17 protein-coding genes are annotated in these 14,564 nt (G+C 55.6%); 6 read left to right on the top strand and 11 right to left on the bottom strand.

The features are described from left to right. Window positions 1–52 precede the first annotated feature (52 nt). Both VFE46_10455 and VFE46_10450 read left to right on the top strand, forming a co-directional pair. The gene (locus VFE46_10455) at window positions 53–2,701 is read left to right on the top strand and encodes a hypothetical protein (protein HZZ28411.1); all 2,649 of its coding nucleotides are present in this window, start codon (window positions 53–55) and stop codon (window positions 2,699–2,701) included. Window positions 2,702–2,862: 161 nt separating this feature from the next. Further along, entirely contained in the window at window positions 2,863–3,792 is a 930-nt protein-coding gene (locus VFE46_10450; GenBank protein ID HZZ28410.1) for an ABC transporter ATP-binding protein, read from the top strand. A gap of 299 nt (window positions 3,793–4,091) precedes the next feature. Here VFE46_10450 and VFE46_10445 read toward each other — a convergent pair whose 3' ends face one another. From VFE46_10445 to VFE46_10420, 6 genes are all read right to left on the bottom strand, one after another. Further along, complete coding sequence (locus VFE46_10445; GenBank protein HZZ28409.1) at window positions 4,092–4,289, bottom strand: hypothetical protein; 198 nt, start codon at window positions 4,287–4,289, stop codon at window positions 4,092–4,094. 211 nt (window positions 4,290–4,500) lie between these two features. Beyond that, window positions 4,501–4,860: a type II toxin-antitoxin system RelE/ParE family toxin gene (locus VFE46_10440; GenBank protein HZZ28408.1), complete on the bottom strand. Its 360-nt coding sequence runs from the start codon at window positions 4,858–4,860 to the stop codon at window positions 4,501–4,503. Next, window positions 4,838–5,122, bottom strand: a complete 285-nt coding sequence (locus tag VFE46_10435; GenBank protein ID HZZ28407.1) for a type II toxin-antitoxin system Phd/YefM family antitoxin — start codon at window positions 5,120–5,122, stop codon at window positions 4,838–4,840. Before VFE46_10435 ends, VFE46_10440 begins: the two co-directional genes overlap by 23 nt. Before the next feature lie 180 nt (window positions 5,123–5,302). Continuing rightward, window positions 5,303–5,707: a hypothetical protein gene (locus tag VFE46_10430; protein HZZ28406.1), complete on the bottom strand. Its 405-nt coding sequence runs from the start codon at window positions 5,705–5,707 to the stop codon at window positions 5,303–5,305. A gap of 13 nt (window positions 5,708–5,720) precedes the next feature. Further along, entirely contained in the window at window positions 5,721–6,083 is a 363-nt protein-coding gene (locus VFE46_10425) for a clan AA aspartic protease (protein ID HZZ28405.1), read from the bottom strand. 136 nt (window positions 6,084–6,219) lie between these two features. Beyond that, window positions 6,220–6,756: a hypothetical protein gene (locus tag VFE46_10420; GenBank protein ID HZZ28404.1), complete on the bottom strand. Its 537-nt coding sequence runs from the start codon at window positions 6,754–6,756 to the stop codon at window positions 6,220–6,222. Window positions 6,757–7,039: 283 nt separating this feature from the next. Between VFE46_10420 and VFE46_10415 the strand changes: the two genes are divergently transcribed. Together VFE46_10415 and VFE46_10410 are read left to right on the top strand one after the other, a co-directional pair. Next, a complete protein-coding gene (locus VFE46_10415) occupies window positions 7,040–7,531 on the top strand; it encodes a MarR family transcriptional regulator (protein ID HZZ28403.1) in 492 nt (163 codons plus the stop codon). Between the two features lie 85 nt (window positions 7,532–7,616). Continuing rightward, the gene (locus VFE46_10410) at window positions 7,617–9,338 is read left to right on the top strand and encodes a phosphatase PAP2 family protein (protein HZZ28402.1); all 1,722 of its coding nucleotides are present in this window, start codon (window positions 7,617–7,619) and stop codon (window positions 9,336–9,338) included. Window positions 9,339–9,377: 39 nt separating this feature from the next. On the opposite strand, the gene trpA is transcribed toward VFE46_10410, so the two are convergent. Then, window positions 9,378–10,178 (bottom strand): tryptophan synthase subunit alpha, encoded by an 801-nt coding sequence (trpA, locus tag VFE46_10405; protein HZZ28401.1) that lies wholly within the window; start codon window positions 10,176–10,178, stop codon window positions 9,378–9,380. A 62-nt stretch (window positions 10,179–10,240) separates the two neighbouring features. Here trpA and VFE46_10400 point away from each other — a divergent pair, with 62 nt between their 5' ends. Further along, the gene (locus tag VFE46_10400; GenBank protein HZZ28400.1) at window positions 10,241–10,459 is read left to right on the top strand and encodes a hypothetical protein; all 219 of its coding nucleotides are present in this window, start codon (window positions 10,241–10,243) and stop codon (window positions 10,457–10,459) included. Between the two features lie 53 nt (window positions 10,460–10,512). Here VFE46_10400 and trpB read toward each other — a convergent pair whose 3' ends face one another. Then, entirely contained in the window at window positions 10,513–11,718 is a 1,206-nt protein-coding gene (gene trpB / locus VFE46_10395; GenBank protein ID HZZ28399.1) for a tryptophan synthase subunit beta, read from the bottom strand. 645 nt (window positions 11,719–12,363) lie between these two features. Here trpB and VFE46_10390 point away from each other — a divergent pair. Further along, a complete protein-coding gene (locus VFE46_10390; protein ID HZZ28398.1) occupies window positions 12,364–13,323 on the top strand; it encodes a DNA-formamidopyrimidine glycosylase family protein in 960 nt (319 codons plus the stop codon). A 109-nt stretch (window positions 13,324–13,432) separates the two neighbouring features. On the opposite strand, the gene VFE46_10385 is transcribed toward VFE46_10390, so the two are convergent. Genes VFE46_10385 through VFE46_10375 form a run of 3 tightly spaced genes read right to left on the bottom strand, consistent with a single transcriptional unit; the run spans window position 13,433 to window position 14,311 of the window. Further along, a complete protein-coding gene (locus VFE46_10385; GenBank protein HZZ28397.1) occupies window positions 13,433–13,615 on the bottom strand; it encodes a hypothetical protein in 183 nt (60 codons plus the stop codon). Further along, window positions 13,612–14,010 (bottom strand): aquaporin, encoded by a 399-nt coding sequence (locus VFE46_10380; GenBank protein ID HZZ28396.1) that lies wholly within the window; start codon window positions 14,008–14,010, stop codon window positions 13,612–13,614. The genes VFE46_10385 and VFE46_10380 overlap by 4 nt, the downstream gene beginning before the upstream one ends. A gap of 43 nt (window positions 14,011–14,053) precedes the next feature. Next, the gene (locus VFE46_10375) at window positions 14,054–14,311 is read right to left on the bottom strand and encodes an aquaporin (protein HZZ28395.1); all 258 of its coding nucleotides are present in this window, start codon (window positions 14,309–14,311) and stop codon (window positions 14,054–14,056) included. Window positions 14,312–14,564 lie beyond the last annotated feature (253 nt).

Genomic DNA, 14,564 nt, shown 5'->3' with positions numbered 1-14,564 from the left:
CGGCACATGCTTCCGCTTTCTTCCTCGCGCCCGCTGAGATAAACTCAATCTTATGGCAGCGAATTTCTCCACTTTTCGATTCGCAAGCGGCGCAGCACCCGTTACGAAGCCGGCGGTTTTCAAGCCGCTGCTGCTGATGTGTCTGGTGGGAATGTTAGCGCTGCCTGGTTGCCATGGTTGTTCAGCTAAGCCAGAGGATCACGAAGCGGCCCAAAACCCACTGGAAGACGCGCTCAAGGAGAAAGAAAAGCCCAAGCCCGATTTCGAGCCGATCAAACTGACCATTGTGCCCCAGCGGACGGGCGAGAACGAAATTGCCCGGCGGTTGGTGAAGCCTGGCCACTGGACCGCGGCAGTGGAAAAGATGAAAGCCAATAACTTTGATTTCAACGGCTCTCTGTATGCGGATGCGCGCACAGAACCCGCCGGCCCGGCCACGGAACTGGAGCACACTCCCAATCGGTTGGCGATTACCCGGCCAGCCCCGCTACCCAAAGGTCAAGAAAAATTCCTCGAGTTGCTGTTTTTCGTTCCTGGCAACAGCACCAAATCGTGGCTGGCCACAGAACTGCGCAACCGCGGCGGCAGTATCGCAGCCACGCCCGGTCCGGAACCGCTAACGCTGATGAAAGCCCATCAATACAATCTGGTGGTGTTAGCGCAGCAACCGTTTCGCTACGGGCAATTGGAGCGATTCGATTCGGTCCGTGCGCCACACGCCACCAGCCAGGCCGATTTCGATACCGGGCTACGCTACTACCAGGTGATTACGCCAGCGCTGGAAAAGCCCCTGCCGCTGCCTTCCAACGTGCTGGCTTGGACGAGCATCGCGTATTTGATTTGGGACGATGTCGATCCCAGCTTGCTTACGCCGGAGCAGCAACAGGCTTTGGTCGATTGGCTGTACTGGGGCGGACAACTGATTATCAGTGGGCCGATTTCTCTTGATCAACTGCGCGACAAAGCGTTTCTCGGTTCGTATTTGCCGGCGCTACCGGGCGATCCGCTTCCAATCACGGCCGACATGCTGAAGCCGTTAAGCAATAAATGGACGTTGCCCATTCAGAACGAATCAAGCCCGACGTTGACGCCGATGAATGCTTGGAGCGGCGTGACCTTGCTGACGCAGCCCAGCGCAAATGTTTTGGTCGACACAGGCGGATCCAGTGCAAGCCCGTTAGTGGTCGAAGGGCGGGTGGGGCGTGGCCGAATTGTCGTCACGTCGTTTCGCCTCACCCAACGAGAATTGTGGAATTGGCCAAGCTTTGACGGTTTTTTGAACGGCTGTTTGCTACGCCGACCACCGCGCGTGTTTACGGCCTCACCGGATCTGGGCGGCGTCAGCGTCGATTGGCTCCAACAGCCGCAACGCTATCACGATCCGCTGCTTGTCACGGGGCTGCGTTTCTTCAGCCGCGACTGGAATGGCGAATCGGGCTTTGTCGCGCCGCCAGCGGCAAAGCCTGCAGAAAAGCCGCAGGACGTCGATCCGCGAGTCGGAATTCGATATGGCAATCGCTGGTCTGGACAAATTCCACTCGAAGATGATCCCAGCGCCTTCAACGGCCCAGGCGTGGCCGGTTGGAACGATGCTAGCCCGGCGGCCATCACCGCTCGCGATTCTTTGCGCGAAGCCGCCGGAATTGTCATTCCCAAGGCCGATTTTGTCATGCGGGTACTGGCGATTTATTTGCTGGTGCTGGTACCGCTGAATTGGTTGCTATTTCGCAGCCTGGGCCATGTGGAATGGGCGTGGATTGCTACGCCCATCATTGCCGTGGGAGGCATGGCAGCGGTGGTGAAAGTGGCCCAGTTGGATATTGGCTTTGCCCGCTCACAAACCGAACTGGCCGTGTTGGAAATGCACGGTGGTTACCCGCGTGGGCATTTGACTCGTTACACGGCGTTGTACACTTCGCTATCGACGGTGTACGATGCCAACTCCGAGGATCGCACAACATTGATGCTCCCATTTCCCACCGATCCGAATTTTGAGCCGCGGCCCGGCCAGGCGATCGATACGGTCACATTTCAGGGGGAACCGGATGTGCAATTGGCCGATTACCAGGTGTCGTCAAACTCCACGGCGCTATTGCACACGGAGCAAATGATCGACAGTGGTGGAACGATTGACTATGTGGAAGGTTTTGGCGTGGGCGAATCATCGAGTGCAGACTCATCGAACCGTGAACCCGATCATGGCTCCACAACGGTGACGAACGGAACCAATTTCCATCTGCAGCGCGCCGCGGTTTTGCGCCGCACGAAGAATGATTTTGAAATGGCTTGGGTTGGCGATTTGCCTCCCGGACGCAGGATGAAATTGCAGTTCGAGCCGGTGGACGACGAATCGGAGTTGCCGCCAGATTGGTCGTACGATTTATCCAGTGGTGAAGGCAGCCCGAAGTTAAGCTTACAGCCCATGGCGGATTTAGTGCGAAAAGAGAGCACGCTGGAACCGGGCGAAACCCGCCTGGTGGCGCTCATCGACGGTCCACTTGCGGGACTGCAAATTGAACCGCACTCTTCCCAGGCCACTCGGGGTGGAACGCTGGTGCTGGTAAACTTGCAATATCCTCCACTTTCCGCCAATCCGGCGCAGCACGATCAAAACACGCATCGAGACATTGCCTCTCCTCGTGAGGAACGCGAAAACGAAACCGAACCGCCGCCGGGCGACACTCCCGATTCAGATTCTTGAAAATTCAATTACCGCAGAAACACAGAGACGCAGAGCAACAAATAAGGAAGCCAGGAATTCAGGAAAGGAAAGTAGAATAAACCAATGCAAGATTTTGTCTGTCTGCGTCGCCGTTCAAGCTCCGTAGTAAAACGTGCCTTTCAAACCCGCAGTCTGGTCCTATGATCGAGCTCATTAATTTCGGCAAGCAGTACGGCGATTTTACCGCGGTGGATTGCCTCAACCTGCGCATCGGCGCAGGGGAATTGTTTGGGTTCATCGGGCCTAACGGCGCCGGAAAAAGCACGACCATCCGTTTTCTGGCCACGCTGCTCAAAGCCACCCGTGGCGACGGCGTGGTGGCCGGCCACAGTGTCTCGCGCGATCCACTAGGAGTGCGCCGCGTCGTCGGGTACATGCCCGACAACTTCGGCGTGTACGATGGCATGAAGGTGTGGGAGTTTTTGGATTTTTTCGCTGTGGCGTATCAAATTCCGCGCAGCAAACGGAAGCAAGTCATTGGCGACGTGTTGGAATTGCTTGACCTGACTCACAAGCGAGACGATTTCGTCAATAGCCTGTCGCGGGGCATGAAGCAGCGATTGTGCCTGGCGAAAACCCTCGTCCACGATCCGCCGGTGCTGATTCTCGACGAACCTTCCAGCGGGCTCGATCCGCGCGCTCGCCTGGAATTCAAAGCCCTGCTCAAAGAACTCCGCCGGATGGGAAAAACCATCCTCATTTCCAGCCACATTCTCAGCGAACTGGCCGATTGCTGCACCAGCATCGGCATTATCGAGCGGGGCCAATTGCTGCTGGCCGGACCCATCGACGAAGTGTACCGCCGCATTCATCGCAACCGGTTAATCGAAATCAAATTCCTCGATGGCGGCATGGAGGCGGGCCTCTCCATCATTCGCAGCATGCCGGAAACGCGCGGCGTACAGGTCGACGATCATCGCGTGACCGTGGAACTAGAAGCCGACGATCAGCGCGTGGCCAGCCTGCTCGATGAACTCGCCCGCCAAAACGTCGGCGTCCGCAGCTTCAACGATAAAGACCCGACGCTGGAAGACGTGTTCATGCTGGTGACGAAGGGGCTGGTGACGTGACCATAAAGCCGCGACCGTTGGTCGCACTGGGTGCCAAGTGGTTCACTTTCCCTTGAGGAACCGATCGTATTCACGGTGGTGCCCAATCCAAAACCAAACGAATCCTTCGGTACGATCGCGGGCGAGCGCTCGGTAACGTAAACCAACTCGAACCGACCAAAACGATCCGATTTTTTTGAGCCGCAACGATGGATGCTTTGGGTCTTCTTGCAAAAGGGCAAAGTTTTTATCAGCCAGTTCCCGCACATTTTCCGGCAGTTGCCGGTAGCAAAGCCAGAATTCCGACGTCGCAAAATGGCTCATAGCGGCTTGAAGCGCCCCGCTTCAAAGTCAGCATCCGCCCGCCGGCCAGCCTCGTCGAGCCGTCCGACTTTAATGTCCGCTTCGATGCGGCGATCCCAAGCATCGGCCATAAATTCTTCAAACCATTGCGCAAAGGCCGACAGTTCTTCGGCAGGCAGATGAGTAACAGCATTTTCCAATTCGTCCAGGCTCATGGCCACCTCCGAGAGTTCAACATCAATGATTGCATTATCTTTCGCCAACGAGCTTGCGGCAAGAGAATAATGCTCAAATGAGATGTCGGCGTCCGCAGCTTCAACGATAAAGACCCCACGCTAGAAGACGTGTTTATGCTGGTGACGAAGGGCTTGGTGTCGTAATCCACAAAGCCGCGACCGTTGGTCGCGCTCCGGATGGCATCGCCATTTAGCCGCGACTCGAAGAGGAGCGTATCTGCTTCAGGCTTTTTCCGAACCAGGCAAAAAAGATGGATCCAGCAAGCGTGCTCCGTGAATCACACGCACAACAATCACTCGCTCTTTCTCTACCCGGTAGATCGTCCGATAGGGCCCTGAAAGCGTGTGTCGATATTCGACGCCGATTTCCCGCGCTTCCGGAATGACCTCGTGCCGCAGCGGCATTAGCTTTCAGGCTGCGAATTTGTTTCGCAATTCGCTTCACCCATTGCTGCGCCGCCGCCGGTTTATCAAGAGCAATGTAATCGCGGATTTCACGCAGATCGCGCTCCGCCGCCGCCGTAATTTCAACGCGATGTTTTTTTGGCACGGCCAAGTTCTTTCAGCACTTGATCGGCTGATCGCAATCGTCCAGCCCGCACGTCTTGTTCTCCTCCTTCCAACAGATTTGCCAGATTGGCTGCTTTGATGCGTCGCTGGTAAGTAGCGGCATCGACGACTACCACTCCCGGCTTGCCCTGCACCGTGATGGTCACAGGCTGCTTAGTTTTCCGCACCTGCTTGACTACTTCCATCGGCTGCCGTTGGAATTCCGACGCAGTCTTTGTGTTTTTCGATCGGCCTGTCGACATGGGGCAATCCTACTTTGAAACAATCAACGTTCTTGGGTTTTAGCCAGCAGAGCAGTTTCATCAATCATACTTCATAACGCTCCGTCCTGTCGATTCTACTTCAACGACAAAGACCCGACGCTGGAAGACGTGTTTATGCTGGTCAGGAAGAGATTTGGTGACGTGAAGCGCATGCTGAGATTACTTAACACGAAACAGCGCGTAAACGGCCCCTAGAATGCATCCCACCAGAAAACCAAAGGGTCCCGTGATAAATATCCCCAGCAGCGGGCCCTGATTGGATTCGGGCATAAAAATGATGGGCCCAAAAAATCCGGCTGCAAAACTGATACTGCCAAGAATGATTCCGCCGATGAAGGTGTATGCCATCCGCCGACGACTTTTAGCTACACCCCCTTGCAGGGCAAACCACCACAAAATAATCGCTGCCAAACCAATGAAGATTCCAAACAGAGCCCCAAAATCAAATCCACCTAACATTTGGGCCCGCAATACCAACAACGCGTAAATACTAGGCAATACTGCACCCGCCGCAGCGACAAATCGAACAACTGTCCACGACGCTTTTGGAGCTTCGGAATCCATGCATTGATCTCAATCACTTCAACCGCACGGCGGGCAAGCGTTTTAGTCGCTGATTTTTCGGGTCGACTTCGATGCCGACGGAGGCGAGGGGCGTGGCATCCAAGATCGGCTCAGCATTGTCATTGCCAAAGATCACAATGCCAGCGGCAATATCGCCCATAAATTCAAAGCGGGCGATGCCCACTTCCAGCGTTACCTCGCTGCCATCAGCAAGTTCGTAAACTCGCTTCGATTCCGGCTGAATGCCAATGGCTCGAAGCTGCTTCGCCGGCACCAAACAATCGGTGGCTCCGGTATCGACAAGGAATTCGCCCTCCCAACGCCGATTGGCATCGGCGGGATTGCTGACGGCGACGGTAACATGTGTTGCGCCCATGGAGAAAGTATAACAGGCGTTTGGCCCGCTTGTTAGTAGGGAATGAATCCGGCGCAATTCATCGGGCGTCAACGCACAACAAAACCCAGACACTATTCCGTATGAAAAAATGCCTGCGCAAAATTGCTTGCGCAGCTCACTCCAGCACAATCGGTCCCGAACCGCTATCGGCATCGCGGCGTTCCCATTCGCGGCGGACTTCGCCCAGGCCGTAGGTGCACAAATCGAACTCGTGGCTCAAGCGCTGGAGCACGTCGGCTTCGTCATCCGGGTCGCCCAGCGGAATGGTGCTGGCGATGTAGTAGGCCCGTTTGCCGTGCTCGCAGTAATCGTGGAAAAAATCGTGCCGTTGGCCGCGGCGAGTACTGCGGAGCGTTTCCGGATAAAGGCCGGTCCAAAACAGGGTGAAGTCGCCAATGTGCCGATGGGCTTTTCGCCGAGCATCGCCAATTCGGGCATCGGCTTCCAGCAGCATTACGGCCACGGCATCCAACCGCTCGCCACTCAGGTTTCGTAGGCTCAGCAATGCATCGTGCCGCACGAATCGCACCAACAGGTCGGTCAGATAATCGATCAGCCGGGTATCGGCCACGCCCATCCGAGTTTCAAAAGCGAACTCGGTGAGTCCAGCAAAAAAACGGCGCAAGGTTTCTGGTGGACGGTTGTGCGACACGGCAGGACCAAGGATCGAGATGCCAAGGTGTTCGGTACTGGGCGAACGGAAACGGATGCAGAATCTCGAGACCGCTATCAATAAAATCGGCACATGCGGCCTCTTTTCTCCATCATATACAGGAGTCAAGATATTGCGGAACGGCGATTTTCCAACGAAAATTGTGCAGGGCAGCAGGTGTTTGCTGCCTCATGATCATTCGTTGCCGAACACAAACCGCTCGACACAACACAGGACTACCCTTCCCGGCGCCAGACACTTGGCCGCCAACCCTCCATTGCCCATGCCTACTTCCGCTAAACGCCGCCAGCGCGCTTTCGATTCGCCTTGCCAGGAAGCGTATCTGAACCTGTGGCGAACGTATGATCGACTGCGGGCCATGGAAGACGAATTGTTTGCACAATCCGATTTAACGGCCCAGCAATATAACGCGCTCCGGCTGTTGCGGGGCCAGCAACCTAAGCCGCTGGCAACGCTCGATATCGCCCGGCGGCTGATTTCCCGCGCCCCAGATATTACCCGCCTGCTCGATAAGCTCGAACAGCGTGGGCTCATTGTCCGCCAACGATTATCTGCCAACCGGCGTGTCGTGCAGGTGAGCATCACTTCCGCCGGGCTCGATTTGCTCAGCGAGCTGGATGCTCCCGTGCGCCGCTGCCACGAAAAACAATTGGGACACTTGAGCGGCGAGCAGGTAACGCAACTTATCGAGCTACTCAAGATGGCTCGCCAACCGCATGAAGAAATCGAAGGTAGTTGGCCACGCGGCGGATAGAATTCGCCAATCGCAGTTTACACGCTCTGGGGCGGCAATTAGCATGGGCGCGTGTCGGGAGCCCACTTTCTTTGAGGTTACACCAATGTTTTCCTTACCGCTGCGCGCTGCGAAAAATCCACGTTCTGCGGCGAAGTGCAAGCAGCGGCACTACGGTCGCCGGATGTTCATCGAGCAGCTTGAACCGCGGGCGATGATGGCGGTTGATGCCATCCTGTATTGGAATGACATCGCACTGCAAACGGTCAATATCGATCACAGTTCCGCCGCCTTTAAGGAACAATATGGTCCTACGCGTGCTTCCCGAGCGTTGGCAATTGTAAGCGTGGCCATGTACGACGCCATCAATTCGATTGAAGGTCAATACGAGCCGTATTTGGTGAAAGTCGTGGGAGTGCAAGGGGCCGACATCGGCGCAGCCGTGGGCGAGGCGGCACACGACACATTGGTGTGGCTGTATCAAAAGCAGAGGGCAACGCTCGACACCGACTTGAATACCTGGCTCGGTCAAATTCCCAGCGGCCCGGCAGAGAACTTGGGCATTGCGCTGGGGAAAACCGTAGCCAAAGCCGTGATTGCAGCGCGCTCCAACGACGGCGCCAATGCAAAATCGAACTACAAAATTATCGACGGTGTCGGCAAGTATCAACCCGACCCAGTCACGCAAGAAGTTTCCGGAATTACGCAAACGCCGCTCGATCCGCAATGGGGAAAAGTCACGCCCTTTGGGATTAACAGCACCGGTGCATATCTTCCGCCGCCTCCACCGCCGATTGATAGTCCCGAATACACGGCCGCTTATAACGAGCTGAAAGAACTAGGTGGCGACGGCATTGCCACGCCGACGATTCGCACCGAGGAGCAAACCGAGATCGGCATCTTTTGGGCCTACGATGCCACCGAAGGCTTGTGTGCGCCGCCCCGGCTGTACAACCAGATTGCACGGGTAGTGGCCATTCAACAAGGGAACTCCGAATATCAGAACGCGCGCATGTTCGCCATAATGAACGTGGCCATGGCCGATGCAGCCATTGTCGGCTGGGATGGCAAATACTTTTACGACATGTGGCGGCCCGTCACGGCCATTCGCGATGGCGACAACGACGGCAACCCGAATACGGTCGGCGATTCCACCTGGACACCGCTGGGCGCGCCGGCCAGCAACGATACTTTGCCGAACAATTTCACGCCGCCGTTTCCGTCGTACCCATCGGGGCATGCGATTATCGGGGCGGCGGTGTTCCACACACTGGCTGATTTTTACGGCACCGACAATATTTCTTTTTCATTCACCTCCGACGAATTCAACGGCAGCACGACCGATAACCAAGGAAACACACGCCCCAAAATCACGCGGAGCTTCACCAGCTTTTCCGAGGCGTCGGAAGAAAATGCGATGAGCCGCATTTATTTGGGCATTCACTGGGATTTCGATTTGTCGGCCGGCATTAACTCCGGCAACCGCATTGCCGATTTCATTGCGGCGAAAAAATTCGATCCACTGGCACATGCCATGCCCGCCAACTTTGGACGCGGCATTTTCTCGGCGTATATGAAAACGCTGGGCGAAACCGCGCGGATGGATGCCGGCGATCGTTCGCATCGAGAGGTGGTCATGCTGAAAGCGGCCAGCACTGGGCACGGAATCGTTTACACCGTGTCATCGTTACAGCCGCTGTTTCCCACGCCAGGCGTTAGGGGCCATCGAGTTTACAACCAAGCGGTTTATACGGCGAGCAACCAGGCCGCTGCAGCATTAGCCGGGCCGAATTTGCAATTACTGGACAATTTACTGGCGGCGCTCTGAAGAAAGCGCTGTTTCTATTCGATGCGAACGGGGCAGGACCTATTGAATCGCGGCCAACAAGCTGCCCACGTATTCGCCGACGTCGGTTAGCCCCGCGGGCTTGGGTTGGCTCGATGCGGCGGCAATGCGGCGGACAATGGCCGAGCCCACGATCAAACCATCGGCCACAGGCGCCAACACACGCACGTGCTCCGGCGTGCTAATGCCAAAACCGATGCACACGGGCAGCGGCGTTTGCTCGCGCAGCCAAGCAACGTTATCGAGCAAGTCCGGCGGTAGTTCGCGCCGCTCGCCGGTAATGCCGGTGACCGAAACGTAGTAGATAAAGCCGGTCGATGCTTCGGCAATGCGTACGGCGCGCTCTTTCGGCGTCGTGGGCGTAATCAATTGAATCAGACTGAAATCGGCCTGGCGGCAGATTTTCGCCAGCGGTGCGGATTCCTCGACTAACAGATCAGGCACAATCGCGCCGGCAATCCCGGCCTGCTGCATGTCGTTCACATACCGTTCCAATCCGTGACGGTAAACAATGGCATAGCTGACCATCGTGACCAACGGAATGGATACTTTCGGCGTTACTCCACTTAAACACTGCGCAATTTCCGCCAGTTTGATTTTGTGTGTCAGCGCCCGCGTGTACGATTCCTGAATCACCGGCCCATCGGCAATGGGGTCGCTGTAGGGAATGCCGACTTCGCACAGGCTGCAACCGCGGCGGGCAAATTCTTGCAGCACCGCGGCGGTGAATTCCAAATCGGGATCGCCGGCCGTGACAAACGGCATCAGCGCCTTGCGTTTTTCGCGGCGCAGCTTCTGAAATAAATCGTCAATTGCAGACATGACCGAAAACTCACATCGTGGTATACTTCAAGTGTGAACGCCACTTCGCTAAAGGCTTCGCCATGACCGCAAACCAAATGATTGAATTGATGAATCGCTCGCCATTTGAACCTCTTGAGATTCATCTGAGCGACGGAAATTCCATTCGTGTTGAGCATCCCTACGAGATAGCCACAAAACCAAACTCTGCATTCTGCGTTGTCTATGCGGGCGACATTGCTAGGTTTGTAGCCATTCGCAACATTACGGAAATCATTACGACACCTCTGAATGGATCGTAGCGTTCAATCCCGAGTGTTTTTTATCGGCAACTTTCAGCGTTTGAGATTGTTGTTTACCCAAACGATTCGCCGCGGAGTCGGGCAATTTCGGCCGCATCTTTGTCGCCCCGGCCGGAAAGGCAGGCCACGACAATTTCGTCCTTGCCACGTTTACCGGCCATTTCCACCGCTTTGGCAATGGCATGCGAGCTTTCCAGCGCCGGCAAAATCCCTTCGGTCCGGGCCAGCAAATTGAACGCCGCCAATGCTTCGTCATCGCGGCAGCTGGTGTATTTCACACGGCCGGAGTCTTTCCAAAAGCTGTGTTCCGGCCCGACGCCGGGATAATCGAGGCCAGCAGAAACACTGTGCACGTCGCAAGTTTGGCCATCTTCGTCTTGCATCACGTAACTGTAGCTGCCATGCAACACGCCTGGCGAGCCGTGAGAGAGGGGCGCGGCATGATCGCCGGGTTTGGCCGAGCGCCCGCCAGCTTCCACGCCCAACAGTTCGACTGATGCATGCTCGACGAACGGATAAAACATGCCGGCCGCATTACTTCCGCCGCCGACACAGGCAACGACCAAATTGGGCAACCGGCCAATTTGCGTCCGGCATTGTTCCACGGTTTCGCCGCCAATGACCGATTGAAAATCGCGCACGATGCGCGGAAATGGATGTGGCCCAACGACCGAGCCCAAAATGTAATGGGTCGTGCGAACGCTGCTCATCCAGTCGCGCATGGCTTCGTTGATGGCGTCGCGCAAAGTTCGCGAACCGCTGCTAACCGGTCGCACTTCTGCTCCTAATAGCCGCATGCTGAACACATTGGGCTTTTGGCGACGAATATCTTCTTCGCCCATGTACACCACGCACTCCAGGCCAAAGCGGGCGCAAGCAGTGGCCGTGGCCACGCCGTGCTGGCCGGCGCCGGTTTCGGCAATCACGCGCTTTTTGCCCATTCGCAAGGTAAGCAACGCCTGCCCTAGCGTGTTGTTAATTTTGTGGGCGCCGGTGTGATTTAAATCTTCTCGCTTGAGATAGATTTGCGCTCCGCCAGCATGCTGGCTAATTCGTTTGGCGTGATACAGCGGCGATGGGCGGCCGACATAATTTCGCAGCAGATCGTCCAATTCGCGCTGAAAGGCCGTATCGCCCCGAGCCTGGTCGTAAGCAACGGCCAGTTCGTCGAGTGCGGCCGTTAGCGTTTCGGGCACATAGCGGCCGCCGAAGTCGCCAAATCGGCCTGCGGCATCGGGAGCTTGGCTTAGTTTTGCCATACAAATTTCGCTATCGGCAAAGTCTTCCCCAATTAACAATCCGGGTCAGCAATGGTGAACCCCTATTGTTGGCTGCTGCGGCGCGGGGTCAAGGGACATTTCGACATTGTTGGGCAGACACGGCGTGTGAGGGGCGGTTCGCCCAAAACCGCAATAAAAACAGCCACGGCTTTGGGGAAAAGCCGTGGCTGTGCTGGCGGGATAAACTCGGGCGGATGGTGTGCGCAGTGGGATGCGCGGCGGGATGAGCTAGCGGATTGGCTGGCGGGAAGACATCGCTACCGTGTTACCACGGTTGTGCGACGTCCCTGTTTTGTTTGAAATCGGCCTCGCTTGTCCGCTTCCTGCGGAGTTTCCCAACCCTGGCGAATAAACCGAATGACTGCGTTATGCGGAATAGCCGAAAAGGTTTAACGTTGCTCTCTGCCTAGGCGGCAAATTTTAACAACCGCCATCGTTCAACATGAGCTGCCAATTTCCCAAATTCGGGCCGCTCCAACCCGAAAATCTATCGCACAATTGGCGTGGTTGGATCGCGCAGAATGGTTGGCAAAGTTTATCAACTGAAGCCATTGATCCGGTACAATGCAATCGCCGTCTGGCTATCTCAGTGAATGCAATTGAAACCGAGCCTCGATTTCGCCCATGCCCGAACTCCCTGAAGTTGAAACCATGCGCCGCGGGCTTTTGCCGTTGGTTGGCCGCCAGGTGGCGCATGTGGAACGCCCGCCTTGCAAGCGACGGCCAATTGCCATCCGCCCGCGGATGGATGTTTTCCGCCGCCGGGTCGAGGGGAAGAACATCGTGGCCATCGATCGGGCCGGCAAGCGGGTAGTTATTTGGCTGTCCAAAAAATCGGAGAGCCGGCCTGCGAAAGCGGGTGAGTTTGATTTACCCGGTGAGGAAGCCATTGTCATCGAACCGCGCATGACCGGCCTGGTGCTGCTCGGCAATCCACCCACTTTGGAGCATTTGCGATTCCGCTTGCAATTAATCGAGCCGGATGGCAAGCATCTCGGGGCGAACGGCAAACCGCCGCGCCAAGCGAAAGGCCGCAAAACGGCAAGCGCGACCGCAAATGAGCTGCTGTTTTGGGATCGCCGCGGTTTGGGTTTGGTGTCCCTATTGGCGGCGGAGGAATTCGCAGCCAAATTCCAAGGCCCGGATGCTACGCTTGGTCCAGATGCTTTGCAACTAACGCCCGATCAACTGCGCGAGCGGCTAGGCAATAGCAGTCGGCCAATCAAAGTTGCCTTGCTCGATCAGCACGCCATTGCAGGTATTGGGAACTTATATGCCTCCGAGATCTTGCATGTGGCTGGCATTCATCCATCCGCACGCTGCCGCCGGCTGCATGGCCAACATTGGGATCGGCTGCACGCGGCGATAAACTTGGTTTTGTTGGAAGCCATTCAATACGAAGGTTCTACGCTTTCGGATGGCACTTACCGCAACGCTCTGAACGAATCGGGCGGGTATCAACATCATCACCGGGTTTACGATCGTGCGGGCCAACCGTGCCTCACTTGCCGGCGCGGCGCCGTTCGCCGCATTGTGCAGGCCCAGCGATCAACATTTTTTTGTTCGCATTGCCAAGGGCGATGAACACGAGTAGTGGGACAAGCTGTACATAGCCCGACTATGTCAGTCGGGCGATTCTGCCACATAAAAAGCAAATTGTCCCACGGCCAAAAACAGCGCGCAAGGTTCCCAGCTATTCGCTGCTTTGAACGAGCCCCTCTTGCATCGCTTCGATGGCTTTTGCATTGACGCTTCCAGAAGGCCGTGATCCCGCACCGTATGCTTCGACCTTGTCCGCCCCGTGGATATGGGCGAACGCCTCTGCCATTTGGCTGCGATTTGAGTTCTCAACGCGCACGAAGACTAGGCGTTTCATACAGCACAATTTGCCTCTTCATTTGGCATTGAGCAGCAGCATCCTTTCTCCTGTACACATCGACAACCCATTACCGCCATGATTGCTCCGAGGAATGGAGCAGTCAGATAAATCCATAGGTCTTTGAATTGTAAAGCAACCAAGGCTGGTGCGAGTGAGCGGGCAGGGTTCATCGATGCTCCGGAGATCGGCCCTGCAAAAATGGCTTCAAGAGCAATCACCGAACCAACCGCCACACCTGCCATCACGCCTTTCTCTTTCGATCCTGTCGCCACGCTCAAGATGACAAACATCAAGAAGAATGTCAGGATTACTTCTAGGATAAATGATTGCAGTGGCAAGCCTAATGGCATTGTCATCCCAAGTGTTTGGTCGTTCGGAAATAAGATGCGCAACGTGAAGCTCGCCCCAAGTGCTCCAAGGCATTGGGCAGTGATATTATGGCAATAGCCATCGTCCTTCTAATCGTCGAGCAACGAAAAAACCCAAGGTGACAGCAGGATTCAGATGGCAGCCTGAAACATCACCAAGCGAATAGATCATCGCCAAAACAATGAGGCCGAATGTCAGAGCGATACCTACGTTCGAGACCGCACCGTTAGTCACATTGTTGATAACAACTGCGCCCGTTCCGGCGAACACCAAAGCAAACGTTCCAAGAATTTCGGCAATGCATCGTCTAAGCCAGTTGTCCATTGTTACCTACTCAATACTTGTATGATTCGCCCCACCAATAAAACTTCTTAGTTGTATGGCCTTGCAGAAAGTTATAAGGTTACAAGATGCAACTTTCAATCAAAAGTCACTCGGCATCTAGATGCATTCAATCAGTAAGTTTAGCCGTCGAGGTCGCCTTATTTGCACATGGGATGCCTGATTAACGGCAGTTTGGCGAGCGTTGTTTAACGCGGAGCAATTTTTAGGGCTGATTAGGATACGATCAAAAACG

This window comes from Pirellulales bacterium (assembly GCA_035656635.1).
GTDB lineage: Bacteria > Planctomycetota > Planctomycetia > Pirellulales > JADZDJ01 > DATJYL01.
Note: the sequence above shows the minus strand (reverse complement) of the source record. Positions and strands in the feature narration are given on the sequence as shown.